Source organism: Chryseobacterium sp. CFS15, assembly GCF_031118795.1.
In the GTDB taxonomy this organism is placed as follows: Bacteria; Bacteroidota; Bacteroidia; order Flavobacteriales; family Weeksellaceae; genus Chryseobacterium; species Chryseobacterium indoltheticum.
Genome location: NZ_JAVHYL010000003.1, coordinates 164,932 through 181,557 on the forward strand (window position 1 = coordinate 164,932; position 16,626 = coordinate 181,557).

Here is a 16,626-nt window from a genome sequence, read left to right on the forward strand (position 1 = left end):
TTATACATTGACTAATCATAATATTTTTCGTATTTTCGTCTAAATAAAGCCTTTTACACAGATGAGTTACGACTTGGAACAAGAAAATAAAGAAATCTCAGCGAGGTATAAAGACCTGATTTCTAACACATATAGAACTTTGGATGAAGAGAATAACAAACTCATCCGAAAGGCTTTTGATATTGCTCTTGATGCACACAAAGACCAAAGAAGAAAATCTGGTGAGCCCTACATTTATCATCCTATTGCTGTTGCCAAAATTGTTGCTACAGAAATTGGTTTAGGGGCCTCATCAATTGCCTGTGCGCTTTTACATGACGTTATAGAAGATTCCGAATACACTTATGAAGATCTGAAGAAGATTTTCGGCGAAAGAATTGCGGGAGTCGTTAACGGGCTGACGAAGATTTCGATCATGAATCATCAGAATATTTCTGTACAGTCTGAAAACTACAGAAAATTACTGTTGACCCTTTCTGAAGATTTCCGTGTAATTCTTATAAAAATTGCAGACCGGCTACACAATATGAGAACGCTGGAAAGCATGGCGCCCGATAAGCAGAAAAAAATTGCTTCCGAAACGGTCTATATCTATGCCCCAATGGCTCACAGATTGGGATTATACAACATTAAATCTGAACTTGAAGATTTGTCGTTAAAGTATAATAATCCTGATATTTTCAATGAAATTACCGAAAAATTGGAATTGGCAAAAGAAAGCCGAATTCGCTATATCGATGAGTTTACAAAGGAAGTTTCTGAGAGATTAAAGGATGAAGGTCTAAATGTAAGTATAAAAGGCCGAGCAAAAGCCATCTCTTCCATTTACAGGAAAATGCTTAAACAAGGCGTTTCTTTTGAAGAAGTTTTCGACAATTACGCCATCAGAATTATTTATAAATCTGATGCTAAGAATGAAAAATTCCTTGCCTGGAAAATATATTCTATCGTAACAGATGTCTATCACAGTAATCCCTCCAGAATGCGTGACTGGATTACTCAGCCAAGATCTACAGGCTATGAAAGTTTACATTTAACCGTTCTTGGACCCGATAAAAAGTGGATTGAAGTACAGATCCGTTCCGAAAGAATGGATGATATTGCCGAAAAAGGTGTTGCTGCCCATTACAAATACAAAGAAGGTTACAAACAAAGCAATGATGACAGAAATTTTGAAAAGTGGGTTACCGAAATACGTGATGTACTCGAACAGCAGCAGAATCTTACAACTTCTGAGCTTTTAGATAACATCAAACTTAATTTATATTCTAAAGAAGTCTTTGTATTTACTCCAAAAGGTGAAATTAAAATTCTTCCGACCAATGCTACCGCTTTAGATTTTGCTTTTTCGGTACATTCGGATTTGGGAATGAAATGTTTAGGCGCAAAAATAAATGGAAAGTTGGTTCCTATTTCGTATGTTCTTCAAAACGGTGATCAGGTAGATATTCTTTCATCTCAAAATCAAAAACCGAAGTTTGACTGGCTTGAGTTTGTAGTAACATCAAAAGCTAAATCGAAAATAAAAAGTTTCCTTAATTCTGAGAAAAACTCATTCGTACAAGAAGGAAAAGAAATTCTGCAGAGAAAACTTCGTCATGCAAAAATTAATTTTAATGATGAGGAAATCAACAAGCTTCAGAAGTTTTTCAACCTAAAGACTTCTCAGGAACTGTTCTTAAAATTCCAGACAAATGAACTTGATGCGAGCAGCTTAAGAAAATATATTGAAAGTAAAAATGTTTTCAATAATTTGTTTTCAAGGTTTAAAAGAAGCTCAAATAAAAACCAGCATTACGAAGAGCCGAAAGAAATCAATCTCGATATGATCGTTTTCGGGAAAGATGAAGAAAAACTGAATTACAGCTACGCTAAGTGCTGTACAGTAATTCCGGGAGATAAAATCTTCGGTTTCATTACGATCTCAGACGGAATAAAAGTTCACAGTGACAATTGTCCGAATGCGATTAATCTCCGTGCACAGTACGACTACAGAGTAATTCCTGCAAAATGGGTAAATGAAGAAAGCTTCAAAAACCGTATTAAAATTGAGATCGAAGGCCTCGACAGAATGGGAATGATCAACGATATTACCACCGTAATAAGCGGTGCAATGGGAATGGATATGAAAAGTATGTCTATTGAATCTAATAATGGTATTTTTACAGGAAATATCAATTTAGAAGTAAAACATAAAGGTCAGCTTGAAGAAACATTTAAAAAATTAAAAGCAATCGACGGAATCTCAAGAATTAGACGTATTTAAAAATAGAAAATGAAGCTGAACCAATACTTTAACAAATTTTTTCAAAGCAATCAATCATCAGGAGTTTTACTGATATTCTGTGTTTTTTTTGCATTAATCATCGCAAACTCATCATTAGGAACCGGGTTCCAACAAATTCTAGATTATCAGTTAGGTTTTGAAAATGTAGATCTGAAATATCCATTAAGTATCTGGATTAATGATGGCTTGATGGCTGTTTTTTTTCTTTTGGTAGGATTAGAAATTAAAAGAGAACTTGTAGAAGGCGAGCTTTCATCTTTTAAAAATGCCTCACTTCCTATTTTTGCTGCGGTTGGCGGAATGGTAGTTCCTGCGGTTATTTACAGCATCTTCAATTCCGGGACAGAGTATAGCAACGGATGGGGAATTCCGATGGCGACGGATATTGCTTTTTCTTTGGCAATTATTTCGATGTTGGGGAAGAAGGTTCCGGCTTCACTAAAGATTTTTCTTACAGCATTAGCGATTGTTGATGACTTGGGTGCCATTTTAGTAATTGCCATCTTTTATACAGAACAAATACATTGGATCTACCTTTTGCTATCTGTAGGGATCGTCGCTGTTTTATTTATCTTAAATTTTTTAAAGGTTACAAAACTGATTTTCTATATTATTCCAGGCATATTTTTATGGTATTTCCTACATCATTCGGGAATTCATGCTACGATTGCAGGCGTTTTACTTGCTTTAAGTATCCCGACTAATGTCTCTAAAATAAAAATATCACCTTTGGAGAAACTCGAGCATACCCTGCACTTTCCGGTAAGCTTTATCATCATGCCTATTTTTGCATTGACCAATACTAATATTACGTTTAACAGCGGTATGGTTGACGGGTTATTCAACAGTTTAGGATTAGGAATAATTGGTGGACTTGTTTTAGGAAAATTAATAGGAATTAATCTTTTTTCACTGATTGCAGTAAAGCTAAAAATCAGCGCACTTCCGCAGCGTTCGTCATGGAGCCAAATGCTCGGCGTCGGCCTTTTAGCAGGAATTGGATTCACGATGTCGATATTTATCGCATTATTATCCTTTAAACATGAAGTAGATTTTCAGGATGAAGCCAAATTTGCTATTTTGATTGCTTCATTTATTGCAGCAATTTCCGGATATGTGATCTTAAATTTAAGTTCAAAGAAAAGAAGAAAAAGAAAGCCAAGAAGTACAAGAAGAATTAGTTCTTTTTAACACTCCAATTTCCTTTTAGATTACCCATTTCCCAGGTTCCCAACTGCGAATTGAGATTCCCGATCAGCATAAAACCCGACGGTGCTCTGTTAGTGGTATTAAAAGATGCATTTATAAAACCAGTAATATAAGTTTCGCTTGAGGTAAGGGTAATTCTTGTTATTTCAATAGTTCCTTTTTCACTTACATTAATAATTAAATCTCCGCTCGCATTTCCTGTGTACGTTCCGGTATACTTGCCCTGATAAGGTGAGAAAGTATTTTGCTCCTGTTTATTTTCATAAATCTGATCAACTATATCTGTACACGACTGTAAAGTTACAAGAGATACAATCATCAACACTTTTGCAATATTTTTTTTCATTCTAGTTTTCTTTTTTATCATTATAAGGTCTTTTGTGTTCGTCATCACTTTCAAGATTGGGCTCAGAATTTTCAGAATGATAATTTTTTGTTTCTCTTTTGATCTCGTCTGAAAGCAACTTTTCTATTCTTAATTTTCTTAATGCCATATTCAGCTCATTACCGAAAAGGAGTAAATAAACATTTACATTCACCCAAACCATCAGTAATATCATACTTCCGATGGAACCGTAAAGTACGTTGTACCGGGCAATATTCTTAACATAAAGAGCAAAGAAATACGTTGTCACAACAAACAGAACAGTGGTAAGAATTGCTCCCGGAACCGCCTGTCTGAATCTGATAATCTTTACTGTTCCCAACCAATAAAACATCGCCAGAAGTATAAAGTAAAATATAGGAAATGACACAAAACCGATGATCTTTGATAAGTTTCTCTCAAGCCAGGAGACGTCATAAGACGGCGTAAAGAGTTTGAGTACAACTTCCACATAATACACGCCAAAAAGTGATAAAAAGATAATACTTACAAAGCCTATTGTGATAAAAAAAGAAAGAATAAATTCTTTTACATCTGTCAGTTTTTCTTCTGAATTTTCATTAAACCCGTTAATCAAAGAAAAAGTACCGTTCGTCGCAAAAACAAGCGCAATAAGAATCGTTAAATTACTAATTCCCTTCATATTGGGAATAATGCTGTCTTCAATATAACCTCGGACATCGCCTTCAATATTGGATGGGAAAATATTATGCATCAAAACTTCAAAAATGTAGAACTGAAGCTTATCATAATGCGGCATATACGGGATTACCGAAAGCAAGAAAAGTAAAAAAGGAAATAAACTTAACGTAAAACTCCATGAAATACTGGCAGCTTTTCGCCCTATATTACCTTTGAAAATTCCCGAAATATAGATCTGAAACATCTGCCAAAGCGATATTCCGAGTACAGGAAGATGGATGTCGTCTAGAAACTCTTGAAATCTTACGATAAATTTAGGAATTTTTATAGCCATAAAGTATATTTGTGCTCAGCAAATATAAGAAATGCGAATCAGTTTAGTTTGTATTGGGAAAACAGATGACAAAGAAATTACATCTTTGATCAGTTATTACCTTACCCGGCTCCCAAAACATTGGAATTTTGAGATTATAGAAATCCCAGATGTGAAAAATGCCAAAAATCTTTCTTCCGATCTTCTCAAAAAAGAAGAATCCAAATTATTTTTAAATCAAATTGATAAAAATGATCTTGTTATTCTTCTGGACGAAAAAGGAAAACAGTTCACAAGCCGTGAATTTTCACAGAAAATAGATTCGTGGATGAATTCTTCTGTGAAAAAAGTTCATATCCTGATTGGCGGAGCCTATGGTTTTTCTGACGAAATCTACAGCAGAGCCAACGAAAAAATGTCATTATCTAAAATGACATTTACACACCAGATGATCCGGCTTTTTATTGTAGAACAGCTTTACAGAGCTGATCAGATTTTACAGGGCAAACCTTATCACAACGATTAACTATTTTGTAGTAACTGAAATAATTTCTTTGATCCCTTTTTGTCTGAATTTTTTCTTTACAGAATCATCTAAAAGTACTTTTACGCCTTTTACATGTTCTCCTTTAAGTTCTTTGAGGTCCTCAAGTGAGCTTTCATTTTTGTCAATTAAAATCAAAGTAGTTGCTTTTAATTCAGGAGAAGCTTCATGCCTTTTAACTGTATTTCCTAATAATGAATTGGTATGGATGGCAAGTTCGTTTTTAGTTTCCTGAGCAAAAGCAGTATTTGAAATTGCTAAAGCCATTACAAAAGCTGTTGATAAAACAAGTCTGGAAAGTGTTTTCATAATTTAAATAAATCTTTATTAAGTGATATTTTTCAAATATACAAAAGACTTTTAATTAAATTCAAAGTTCATTACTTTTTTTAAAAACAAATGAGAGCTTTCTTACAACTCAATATTATTATCAGATCGCTCTTTCGTAACAAATTTTAAAAAGAAAATACTTTTAAAACTATTTTTTTAAGGTAATCTGCCGTTTCGCCTCTCCTACTACAAATGCAACAGAATTTGCGATATTAAAACTTCGAATCAATTTAGACATCGGAATGGTCAAATGATTTTCAAAACGGTCTAAAACATCTTTGCTCAGGCCTACACTTTCTTTTCCGAAAACCAGCCAGTCGCCATCCTGAAAATCGGTTTCCAGATAAGATTTCACAGCGTGTGAACTCATCAGAAAAACACGAGACAGATCGGGAATATTTTTTATCCATTCATCAACATTTTCGTATTCTGTTACATCAAGATGCACCCAATAATCTAAACCGGAACGTTTCAGGTTTTTATCATCAATCAAAAATCCAAACGGATGTATCAGATGCAATCTGCTTTCAGTTCCTACGCACAATCTACCGATATTGCCGGTATTATTTGGGATTTCAGGTTCTACAAGAACAATATTTAACATGAATTTTTTTAATTTAATTGAATCTTAATTTTTAAGGCAAAGCTCACAAAGTTTTTTTTAATTGTAAGCGTTTATAAGTTCGCAAAGGCATTTCATTCAGCTAAGAAATAAAAAGTTATATTTATTCAAAAATGCTTTTAATAGGTCTATTATTTTTTACACTTTCCTTCAAACTCTGTTAATAAACCTTTTTCATGGCCTAAAGCAACAGCTTTATCTAAATTGGAACACGCTTCTTTATCTTTTGCTGAATCGAATAAAATTATTGCTTTTGTGACGTAAGACTGGGAAAATGTAGGATCGATAGAAATCGCTTTATTGATGTCTGCCAAAGCTTCTTTTGATTTTTTCATTTTCAGATAGATATCGGCTCTTCCGTTATACAATAAAGACTCTGGCTTCTCAGTGAGTAATTGGTTGTATTCTTTTAAAGCACCTTCAAGATCTCCGTTATTTTTTTTAAGATTTGCCAAACCTATTCTTGCAAAAATATTATCCGGAGCAAAAGTGAGAATGTGTTTTAAATCTTCCATCGCCAGATCTTTTTTGCCTAAATTATTGTAAATCTTGGATCGAATTAAATAAATTTCAGCGTTTTCAGGTTCGAGCATTATTCCTGTATTGGCATATTCTAAAGCTTTGTTGCGGTTTCCTTTCTGATTGTGCAAAGAAGCCAGATTTTCATAAACAGCTATAGATTTAGGATTTGATTTTAAAGCAGATTCATAGGATTTAAAAGCCAAAGTCGTTTTACCTAATCTTCTCTGTGCTGTTCCTAAATTAACGTAATATTCTGATTGATATTTCTGAATATGCTCTGAAAGCACCAACTTTGAATATTGCTCTTCAGCACATTTGTAATCGGCTTTTTTAAAACATTCTTCAGCTATTTTTTTATCCTGAGCAGACAAAAAACTAAAAGACGTTACGAGTAAGGTGAGAATGAGTAAATGTTTTTTCATGGTTTTATAGTTTGTTTGTTTATCACTTTTTTTGCGAGCATAGCAAAAAGCCCTCCCAATAAAGTTCCAACAAACGCCCCCACCAAAATATCTATTGGGAAATGTACTCCTAAATATATACGGCTGTAAGCTACTACTGCAGCCCAGATAAATATAGCATAAGGAAACCATTTAATTTTATCTTTCAATAAAAAACTTAAATAGCTTGCTAAAAAGAAAGTATTTGAAGCATGTGCAGAGTAAAAACCATACTGTCCGCCACATTTTACAATGCGCATCGCATTTTGAATCGAAGGATCATGACAAGGTCTTAATCTGGCAACGCCATATTTGAAAATCCCTGAAACCTGATCTGAAACAGTGACTCCAATTGCTATGAAAAGGAGAATATAAAGCAGAGATTTTAATTTGAAATTTTTGTAGAGAAGATAACAAAGTATTACATACAGCGGAACCCAGATCCAGGTTGCAGAAATCATCATCCAAAACTGATCAAATGGGGTATCGCCCAAATTGTTTAGATAAAGGAAAAGATTTTTATCTTCCTGAATAATTTCTTCCATATTTTAACGGCTTACCGGTCCTTCGTAAGTTTCGTCATCCGCAGGTTTTACTTTTGGTAATTCCGTTGCGGGAGATTGTTCGTTTAAAATATTTTCTTCGATATTCTTCATCGGATTAAAATCTTTTGCAGCATCTTTCACTTTCTCGATCTCACGTTTTATCTCAGAAACAGGATTATCTGTTTCTTTCATGATCTCAGTTTTGATGTCTTCTACTGCGCCACGCATTTTTCTCACTCCAGATCCTAGATCACGAGCAATTTGAGGTAGTTTATCCGGACCAAACAAAACTACAATTGCAATGGCAATAAGTGCCATTTCTCCAATGCTTAATTCCATGGTGCTAAATTACAAAAGATTATATATATAAAATATGATATATTTAATTTTAAACAAATTTTAAGATTTATTTTTCTGAAAAGCATAATAAGTAATTACAACACTTACAGACATGAGTATAAATGCTAAAAAGAAAGGTGCCCCTGAAAATTTAAACGGTGCTTCTTCATGTGTAAAAAAGTAGAATAAATTGGTCATCACGGGCGGCCCGATAATAGATGTTGCGCTCATTAAACTCGTCAAAGCTCCCTGCAATTCTCCCTGCTCATTTGAAGGAACCGATTTTGTAATCACAGACTGCAATGCTGGTCCACAAATTCCGCCCAGACAATAAGGAATTAAAAACACAAACATCATCCAACCTTCGGATGCAAATGAAAAGAGCAGCAATCCTATTGCATATAATATCAATCCGTAATAAATACTTTTTTGTTCACCCAGTTTTGGGGTTGTCCATCGGATTAAAACTCCCTGAACTAAGCCCACCAGAAGACCAACGACACCTAAAGAAATCCCGACCATTCTTTCCGTCCAGTCAAATTCGTACATGGTAAAGAAGCTCCAGTTACTTTGTACGGCATGACCTGCAATGTAAATTAAAATTAAAGCAAAGATTAGCCCAGAAATTTCAGGATGTTTTCCTAAAAATTTGAATGAGCCAACGGGATTTGCACGTTTCCAACTAAAATCGCGTCTTTTGTCTTTGTCTAAGCTTTCAGGAAGGATGAAGTAACCATAAAGGAAATTTAAAAGACATAAACCTGCGGCTGCATAAAACGGAACTCTTGCTCCGTAATGTCCTAAAACACCACCTAAAACCGGACCTATAATAAAACCCAGACCAAAGGCAGCACCGATTAAACCGAAGTTTTTAGCTCTGTCTTTATCTGTAGAAATATCTGCAATATATGCACTCGCTGTTGTAACACTCGCACCGGTAATCCCTGCAATAACCCTTCCTATAAACAACCATAGAATCGTAGGAGCCAATGCAAGTAAAATATAATCAATGGCAAAACCAAAAAGTGAAATCAAAATAATAGGTCTCCGCCCAAATTTATCACTGAGATTTCCTACAACCGGAGAAAAAACAAACTGAACGAAAGCATAAGCAAAACCGAGCCAGCCGCCGTATTTTGCAGCTTCACTGATATCAGCATGAATCAGTTCTTTAATCAATTGTGGAACTACAGGAATGATGATTCCCCACCCCGTTATATCTATCAGCAAGGTGATAAATATAAAGCTCATTGCTGCTTTCTTTTTTGAATTTTCCATTACTGTGCAAAAATAAGGAAATCAGGAAAAATATTCGTTCTAAATTGTTGAATTATTGTTGTTGATAGTTGATGGTTTTTGGTTGGGAATAACTGTTTTAATTTTAGTTTTAATTAAATTAAATTTAAAAGTTATAAAAAAAAGAGCCTTTCAAATGAAAGGCTCTTTAATATATTTAATGTAGTTGATATTACTTTGTAGCAAGTAATTCTTTATCTGTAGAAGATTTACCGTGTACATCTTCTTCTTTTCCTGATTTAAGGAAATCGTAAGCAATTGCCGATGCGATAAAGATGGATGAGTATGCACCAAAACCAATACCGATTAATAATGCAAACATAAATCCTCTCAAGTTGTCTCCACCAAAGATGAAGATCGCAAGAATTACAAGTAACGTAGCAAATGTAGTGTTGAACGTTCTACCTAAAGTACTTGAAATAGCATCATCAAACAATCCTGATAAAGTAAGCGCTTTTTTCTCTCTCAAGTATTCTCTAATTCTATCGAAGATAATTACGGTATCATTGATTGAGTAACCCAATACGGTAAGAATTGCCGCGATGAAATCCTGGTTAACCTCCATGTTGAAAGGCATTACAGAATGGAATAACGAGAACGCACCCAAGATAATAATAGCATCATGTAATAGTGCCGCAACAGCACCCAATGAAAACTGCCATTTTCTAAATCTTACCAAAATATATAGGAAAATACCTGCCAAAGCAGCAACTACTGCCAATGTACCATGTGTCTGAATATCATCAGCAACAGAAGGTCCCACTTTTTCTGAAGAAATAATACCTGCGTGATCTGTATCTGCAGATTTAAATTCTTCTAAAGTCATTTTTGCAGGAAGATTCGGTTTTAAACCTTCAAATAATTTTTGCTCAATAGTCTGGTCAGCTTTCAATGATTCGTCATTGATAAGATAATCTGTAGAGATTTTCAGCTGATTGTTGTTTCCAAAAGTTTTAGCTTCTACAGAAGAATTTTTACCATCCTGAGTTGTGAAAACTTTAACTAAACCATTTTCAATATCTTCTGCATTTACTTCTTTGTCAAATCTTACAACGTAGTTTCTACCTCCTGTAAAATCGATACCAAATTTAAATCCATTAACGAAAATTGACCCTAAAGAAATTACCGTTAAAATTGCAGAAAGAATATATGAATATTTTCTTTTTCCAATAAAATCGATCCAAGTATTTCTGAATAAGTTTTTCGTTGGAGGCGTCCAAACTGAAAGACTTTTACCTTTATTTAATCTGTGGAAAATCATTACTCTCGAAAGTAAGATTGATGTAAACAATGTCATTACAGCACCAATCAACAACGTCAATGCAAATCCTTTGATAGGACCTGTTCCGAAGAAGAACAATACTACCGCCGTCAAAATCATCGTTAAGTGACCATCTATAATTGCATTTAATGCATGTTTGAAACCATCTTTGTAAGCTTCAAGAATGTTTTTTCCTGCAAATAATTCTTCTTTCGTCCTTTCGTAAATAATTACGTTGGTATCTACCGCCATCGCCATTGAAAGTACAATACCCGCAATACCAGGAAGCGTTAAAGTAAAGTCTCCGGAATCCATAATTCCGAAAATATAGAATAAGTTGATGATCATTGCAATTACTGCATAAACACCCGCTAAACCGTAGTAGAAAATGATGTACGCAATAATAATTAAGAACGCAATAGAGAATGATAAAACTCCCGCATCAATAGACTCCTGCCCTAAAGACGGTCCTACTTGTGTAGCTTGTACTACTTTTGCACCTGCAGGTAATTTACCAGCTCCTAAAACGTCTACCAATTCTTTAGCTTCTTCCTGAGAGAAGTTACCAGAGATCTGTGTTCTACCGTTAGGAATTGCACCCTGTACATTTGGTGCAGTATATACTCTGTTATCTAAAGTTACAGCAACTGGTTTTCCTACGTTTTTCTCGGTAAGCGTTTTCCAGTCTTTAGCACCTTTAGAATCCATTTGCATATCTACCACTACTCTGCTCAACTCATCGTAACCGATGCTTGCAGTTTCTACAGCACCGTCTACCGGAGCTTTTTGGTTGATATTACCTCTTATAGCATATAGGACTAAGCTTTTTTCATCCGTAGATTCAGGCTTGTAACCCCACATAAACTGGGTATATTTTATATTTGCAGGACGTAAAGACTGTGCAATTTTACTGTTTAATATCTTGTTTACTTTTGCAGTATCTGTCAATTTCACACTTCCTACAGAGCTCATGGTTCCTGATTTCCCTCCTTGCATTAAGTTTAAGAAGTTCACATTTTTAGCAACTCCCATAGAGTCACCTTTTGCAGCAACTGTAGCACTTAAAGTCTGGAAATAAGGTGCAACCTCAGCAAACTGCTGTATTTCCCAAAACTGAAGTTTTGCAGAAGTCTGAAGCATCTTTTTAACCTTATCGATATCTTTCATACCCGGCATTTCTACAGAGATTCTTGCCGTTCCCGGAACTCTCTGTACGTTTGGCTGGATAGCTCCTAATTTATCAATTCTGGTTCTGATTACTTCAAAAGCTGTACCTACAGAAAGATCAATTCTTTTTTTAACAATGCTTTTTACCTGATCATCAGTGGTGTTAAATTTAATCTCAGAAAGATTAGTATTTCCGAAGATTTCAGGATCTGCAAGTTTAAGGTTTGCGCCTTTTGCTTTGTTTACGGCATCAAACTCAACAAAGAAATTGTCGATATAAGATTTTGTAGAGTTTTTCTGAGCTTCATCTGTTCTGTTTAGAGCCTCAATAAGAATAGGATTGGTAGAATAATTAGTTAAATCATTCACCAGATCTCTCTGATTGATTTCCAAAAGAACGTTGATCCCCCCTTTCAGGTCAAGACCCAGCTTCATTTCTTTGTCTTTTGCCTTAGCATAAGAAAGTTCTGTAAACCCAAGATTTAAAGTTTCATCCTTTAATCTCTGAATTTCTTTCTCGTTTCCGTTCGCAGCTTCGATTTGCGATTCAATTTTGCCGGCGTACCAGGTTGGTAATAGCTCATTTAAGCAAATTAACCCTAGTACAATAGCAACAATTGTAATAAGTCCTTTTCCTTGCATTTTGTTATAACTACGTTAAATTAAGTCGGCAAATATAATGATTTTATTGATATTTTATGAACTTTTGGCAACAGAAATGGTTTATTTTCAGATATATCGGCAATCTTATTTTAATGATATTTTATGGCTAAATTTATTAAATATTAAAAACAGGTAATGGTATGAAATTTTCATTTCAACAATACAACACCCTAAATTTCAAAATATTATGAAAAGACCATTACTTTTATTAGCATTATTATCTTCCTTAATCGTACAATCTCAAAGTTTTGTACTGGAAGAATTCGCAAGTGGGCTTACGAGTCCTGTAGAGATCACCAACGCAAATGACAGCCGTCTTTTCGTAGTACAACAGAATGGAATTATTAAGATTATACAACCCAACGGAACCGTGAATGCTGCAGACTTTCTTAATATAAGCAGCAAAGTTACATTCAATGGAGAAAGAGGACTTTTAGGTCTGGCTTTTCACCCACAATATCTAACCAACGGATATTTTTTCGTGTATTACAACAACACAGAAGGAAATATCATCGTAGCAAGATATTCTGTGAATTCTACCAATCCGAATACTGCTGATCCTAATTCAGAAAAAATCATTTTAAATATTCCAAAACCTTTCGATAACCATAATGGTGGAAGTATTCATTTTGCTCCTGACGGAAATTTGTGGATTGTAACGGGAGACGGCGGAAGTAGCGGCGATCCCAATAATAATGCTCAAAACAAAAATTCATTGTTAGGAAAGCTGTTAAGATTGGATATTAATTCTACGGGACCATACAATATTCCCGCAGGAAATCCTTTTGTAGGAATTGATGGCGCAGATGAAATCTGGTCTTATGGACTAAGAAATGCATGGAAATTTTCTTTTGACTTAACTACCGGAAATGCAATGATAGCTGATGTAGGACAAGGTCTTTTTGAGGAAATCAACCGGATGCCAATCACGCAGGCAGGAATCAATTACGGATGGAGATGTTACGAAGGAAATAACACTTATAACGCCACTGGATGTGCAGCTTCTACCACGATGACATTCCCTGTTGCTGTTTATGATCATTCCGGAAACAAATGTTCGATTACCGGAGGATATGTTTATCGGGGAACACAAAACCCAGGTCTGCAAGGAAAATATTTTTTTGCAGATTACTGTTCTTCACAAATCGGTATGATGGATGCAAACAACTCAATTTCCTGGACTACCCCCTTTACCGGCAATAATTTTTCAACTTTCGGACAAAACAATCTTAACGAACTTTATGTAGGGGCTGTAAATAACGGTAAGATTTATAAGATTACCACAACAACTTTGGGAGTACAGGATGCTACATTCAGCCAGATCAGAGTTTACCCAAATCCTGCATCAGAAAGAATTTTTGTCGAAGGCTTAAAAGATAAGAATAGCGTTGCCGAAATTTTCAGTACTGAAGGAAGAAAAGTTTTGGACGAAACAAAATTTGATTTTGAAAACAGTATCAACATTACAGGAATTCCTGCAGGAGTTTATTACATCAACATTAAATCGGGAGATTTGAAATCTTACAGCCAGAAAATAATTATTAAATAGGCTTAGGTTTAGGCTTAGGTTTAGGTTTAGGTTTAGGTTTAGGTTTAGGCAAAGAAAAGCGATTCATTTCTGAATCGCTTTTTGTTATATTGTCATTGAAAAAATTCTGGTTTCAGGTTTGTTTCTCAACATTCTGAGATCGAAAACCATGGCTACATTTCTTGTGAAAGCCCTTCCTTTTTCTGTGATTTTTATATGATTATGATTAATTTCAACCAATTCATCGCGTTCCATTTCCTGAAGCATATCAAAAGCATTTTCAAGCTCTGGAATGGCATCTTTATTTTCAAAAGTGGTTTCCAATTGACACATTAAATTTAAAATATGTCTTCTGATCGATAAATCTTCTTCATTTAAAACATGTCCTTTCACTACAGGGATTTCACCTTCTTCAACAATTTTCTGGTATTCTTCAACCGTTTTTACATTTTGAGCAAAAGCATACCAAGAATCTGAAATAGAACTCATCCCTAAACCTATCATTAATTGAGTTTTGCTCGAAGAATATCCCATAAAATTACGGTGAATATCTCCTGAAATCATAGATTTGTACAACTCATCTTCTTCAAGAGAAAAATGATCCATCCCGACTTCTTTATAGCCTAATTCTTCTAATAATTTTTTTCCGTCTTCATACAATCTTCTTTTCTCTTCACCGCTTGGCAGGTCGTTTTCATCGAAACCTCTTTGACCTACTCCTTTTATCCATGGTACATGAGCATAAGAATAATAAGCAAGACGATCCGGTTTCAGCTCTAAAGTTTTATGAATGGTAAGAGCCATACTTTCCCAATTGGAATGCGGTAAACCATAAACCAAATCGTGAGAAATACTTGTATACCCAATCTCTCTCGCCCATTCTGTAACATTTTTTACGTTTTCAAAAGGCTGAATTCTATTGATCGCTTTCTGAACTTTAGGATCATAATCCTGCACCCCAAAACTGGCTCTGCGAAAACCTAAATCGTATAAAGTCTGAAGATGTTCTCTTGTTGTATTATTCGGGTGACCTTCAAAAGAAAATTCAGGATGTTCTGCGATTTCAACGGTATCAAAAATTCCCTGCAATAAGGTTTTTAGATTTTGCGGAGAAAAAAATGTAGGTGTTCCGCCCCCTAAATGCAGTTCTTTTAACTTTGGCTTTTCATTAAATAATTGAAGGTAAAGCATCCATTCTTTTAAGACACTTTCAAGATAAGGAACTTCTACACTGTGCTGCTTTGTAATACGTTTGTGACAAGCGCAAAAAGTACACAATGCTTCACAGAAAGGAAGGTGAATGTATATTGAAATTCCTTCTGCCGAATTGCTTTCATTAAAAGATTTGATGACACTAGATTTCCACTTTTCCGGAGAAAAAGTAGATTCGTCCCAATATGGAACAGTGGGATAAGACGTATAACGCGGGCCTGGAATATTATATTTATCGATTAACGAATTCATTTGAAACTTTATATTTTTTCTAAACTGATGAAATTGATACATTTCATTCTGCAAAATTAACCATTACTTCTGAATTAGAGATCATGAATTATATTAGTCTTTCTTTTCGAAATTTATAATGAGTCTAAATACCTCGTCTGCAAAACTCTTTCCCAAATCAATGTAACACGCACTGTCATAATGCCATGGATCGTTTCCGTAATTGTATTTTTGAGTTGAGCGAACAATTGCAGCGTTTTTATCATTGCGGACAAATTTTTCCTGAGCATACTGTACCAACTCTCCCATTGCCCAGACTTTTCCTTTTTCATTTTTACCCGAATCTGAAATTTTTCCAATAACAACCGGTATATCATCGGTACGTAAGGCAGCCCGCATCTGATTCATCAAAGTTTTCAGATGAGTGTAATAATTATTGGCAATTTCTTCGTTGTAGCTTGCGTCTCCTTCCCCTTGCATCCACAAAATTCCGGACATTTGTAACTCGTCTGCTTTTCCGTTTCCGTCAATATCTTTTTCACTTAAAGCATTTTTTACCGTATTTAGGAAATAATCATATTGATTCAATCCATTTTTCCCGTGATAATCTGAATCCCAACACCCGAAACTTCCTGTCGCAAGACTGTCTATTGAAGTTCCCTCTCTTGCATATTTGATCAACGCAATTTTATCGTTTGGGAAGAGTTCTTTCATTCTTTTGGCAAACGTTATTTCCAAACCAAATCGGTCTGAAAGTGTATTTGTTTTTCCGTCAGTTTTAAAACCAGTTCCATTTCCTGCTTTCAAAACATCCCACTTTCCTGTTCCGCCATTTTTTTCTCCGTCAGGAACAGAATTCCCATGGAAAATATAAACTTCTTTAACCGTTTTTAAATCATTGGGAAGATCTTTATTATACCCAAAACCATTCATATTCGACTGACCCGCCAAAATAAAAACTCTTATTTTTTGAGTATAAAAAAATGTCGGAAGTAATAATAGAAATATTTTTAAATTTTTCATGCGAAAATTTTATCAAAGGTAATTTTAAGAAATTTTAAATCTGTTTCAATTGAAAAGATATGTTCTA

General features: G+C 34.8%; 15 protein-coding genes. 4 read left to right on the plus strand and 11 right to left on the minus strand.

Features of this window, described 5'->3' with window-relative positions; translation table 11 throughout:
- Window positions 1-61 precede the first annotated feature (61 nt).
- Window positions 62-2,266: a RelA/SpoT family protein gene (locus OH814_RS05925; RefSeq protein ID WP_308827508.1), complete on the plus strand. Its 2,205-nt coding sequence runs from the start codon at window positions 62-64 to the stop codon at window positions 2,264-2,266.
- Between the two features lie 9 nt (window positions 2,267-2,275).
- The gene (gene nhaA, locus OH814_RS05930) at window positions 2,276-3,478 is read left to right on the plus strand and encodes a Na+/H+ antiporter NhaA (protein WP_308827509.1); all 1,203 of its coding nucleotides are present in this window, start codon (window positions 2,276-2,278) and stop codon (window positions 3,476-3,478) included.
- Here the strand turns inward: nhaA and OH814_RS05935 are convergent.
- Window positions 3,465-3,842, minus strand: a complete 378-nt coding sequence (locus OH814_RS05935; protein WP_308827510.1) for a hypothetical protein — start codon at window positions 3,840-3,842, stop codon at window positions 3,465-3,467. The genes nhaA and OH814_RS05935 overlap by 14 nt on opposite strands.
- Window position 3,843: 1 nt before the next feature.
- A complete protein-coding gene (locus OH814_RS05940) occupies window positions 3,844-4,857 on the minus strand; it encodes a YihY/virulence factor BrkB family protein (protein WP_115619400.1) in 1,014 nt (337 codons plus the stop codon).
- Between the two features lie 31 nt (window positions 4,858-4,888).
- Here OH814_RS05940 and OH814_RS05945 point away from each other — a divergent pair, with 31 nt between their 5' ends.
- On the plus strand, window positions 4,889-5,362 hold the full coding sequence (locus OH814_RS05945; protein ID WP_076558932.1) for a 23S rRNA (pseudouridine(1915)-N(3))-methyltransferase RlmH: 474 nt from the start codon (window positions 4,889-4,891) through the stop codon (window positions 5,360-5,362).
- On the opposite strand, the gene OH814_RS05950 is transcribed toward OH814_RS05945, so the two are convergent.
- The 7 genes from OH814_RS05950 to secD all read right to left on the minus strand — a co-directional run bounded on the left by OH814_RS05950 (window position 5,363) and on the right by secD (window position 12,544).
- Window positions 5,363-5,689: a hypothetical protein gene (locus tag OH814_RS05950; RefSeq protein ID WP_123885328.1), complete on the minus strand. Its 327-nt coding sequence runs from the start codon at window positions 5,687-5,689 to the stop codon at window positions 5,363-5,365.
- 169 nt (window positions 5,690-5,858) lie between these two features.
- Window positions 5,859-6,314, minus strand: coding sequence for a tRNA (cytidine(34)-2'-O)-methyltransferase (locus OH814_RS05955; protein WP_308827511.1), 456 nt, complete (start codon window positions 6,312-6,314; stop codon window positions 5,859-5,861).
- A gap of 149 nt (window positions 6,315-6,463) precedes the next feature.
- On the minus strand, window positions 6,464-7,276 hold the full coding sequence (locus OH814_RS05960; RefSeq protein ID WP_308827512.1) for a tetratricopeptide repeat protein: 813 nt from the start codon (window positions 7,274-7,276) through the stop codon (window positions 6,464-6,466).
- Window positions 7,273-7,839 (minus strand): phosphatase PAP2 family protein, encoded by a 567-nt coding sequence (locus OH814_RS05965; RefSeq protein WP_279195309.1) that lies wholly within the window; start codon window positions 7,837-7,839, stop codon window positions 7,273-7,275. Before OH814_RS05965 ends, OH814_RS05960 begins: the two co-directional genes overlap by 4 nt.
- 3 nt (window positions 7,840-7,842) lie before the next feature.
- On the minus strand, window positions 7,843-8,178 hold the full coding sequence (locus OH814_RS05970) for a twin-arginine translocase TatA/TatE family subunit (protein WP_076558939.1): 336 nt from the start codon (window positions 8,176-8,178) through the stop codon (window positions 7,843-7,845).
- Between the two features lie 60 nt (window positions 8,179-8,238).
- Window positions 8,239-9,456 (minus strand): TCR/Tet family MFS transporter, encoded by a 1,218-nt coding sequence (locus tag OH814_RS05975; protein ID WP_308827513.1) that lies wholly within the window; start codon window positions 9,454-9,456, stop codon window positions 8,239-8,241.
- Between the two features lie 190 nt (window positions 9,457-9,646).
- On the minus strand, window positions 9,647-12,544 hold the full coding sequence (gene secD, locus OH814_RS05980) for a protein translocase subunit SecD (protein WP_076558943.1): 2,898 nt from the start codon (window positions 12,542-12,544) through the stop codon (window positions 9,647-9,649).
- A 208-nt stretch (window positions 12,545-12,752) separates the two neighbouring features.
- On the opposite strand from secD, the gene OH814_RS05985 reads away from it, so the two are divergent.
- Window positions 12,753-14,114 carry a PQQ-dependent sugar dehydrogenase gene (locus OH814_RS05985; RefSeq protein WP_308827514.1) on the plus strand — a complete coding sequence of 454 codons (1,362 nt, stop codon included), beginning with the start codon at window positions 12,753-12,755 and terminating at the stop codon, window positions 14,112-14,114.
- An 84-nt stretch (window positions 14,115-14,198) separates the two neighbouring features.
- Here the strand turns inward: OH814_RS05985 and hemN are convergent, their stop codons facing one another.
- Both hemN and OH814_RS05995 read right to left on the minus strand, forming a co-directional pair.
- Complete coding sequence (gene hemN / locus OH814_RS05990; RefSeq protein WP_308827515.1) at window positions 14,199-15,557, minus strand: oxygen-independent coproporphyrinogen III oxidase; 1,359 nt, start codon at window positions 15,555-15,557, stop codon at window positions 14,199-14,201.
- Window positions 15,558-15,650: 93 nt separating this feature from the next.
- The gene (locus OH814_RS05995; RefSeq protein ID WP_308827516.1) at window positions 15,651-16,559 is read right to left on the minus strand and encodes a sialate O-acetylesterase; all 909 of its coding nucleotides are present in this window, start codon (window positions 16,557-16,559) and stop codon (window positions 15,651-15,653) included.
- Window positions 16,560-16,626 lie beyond the last annotated feature (67 nt).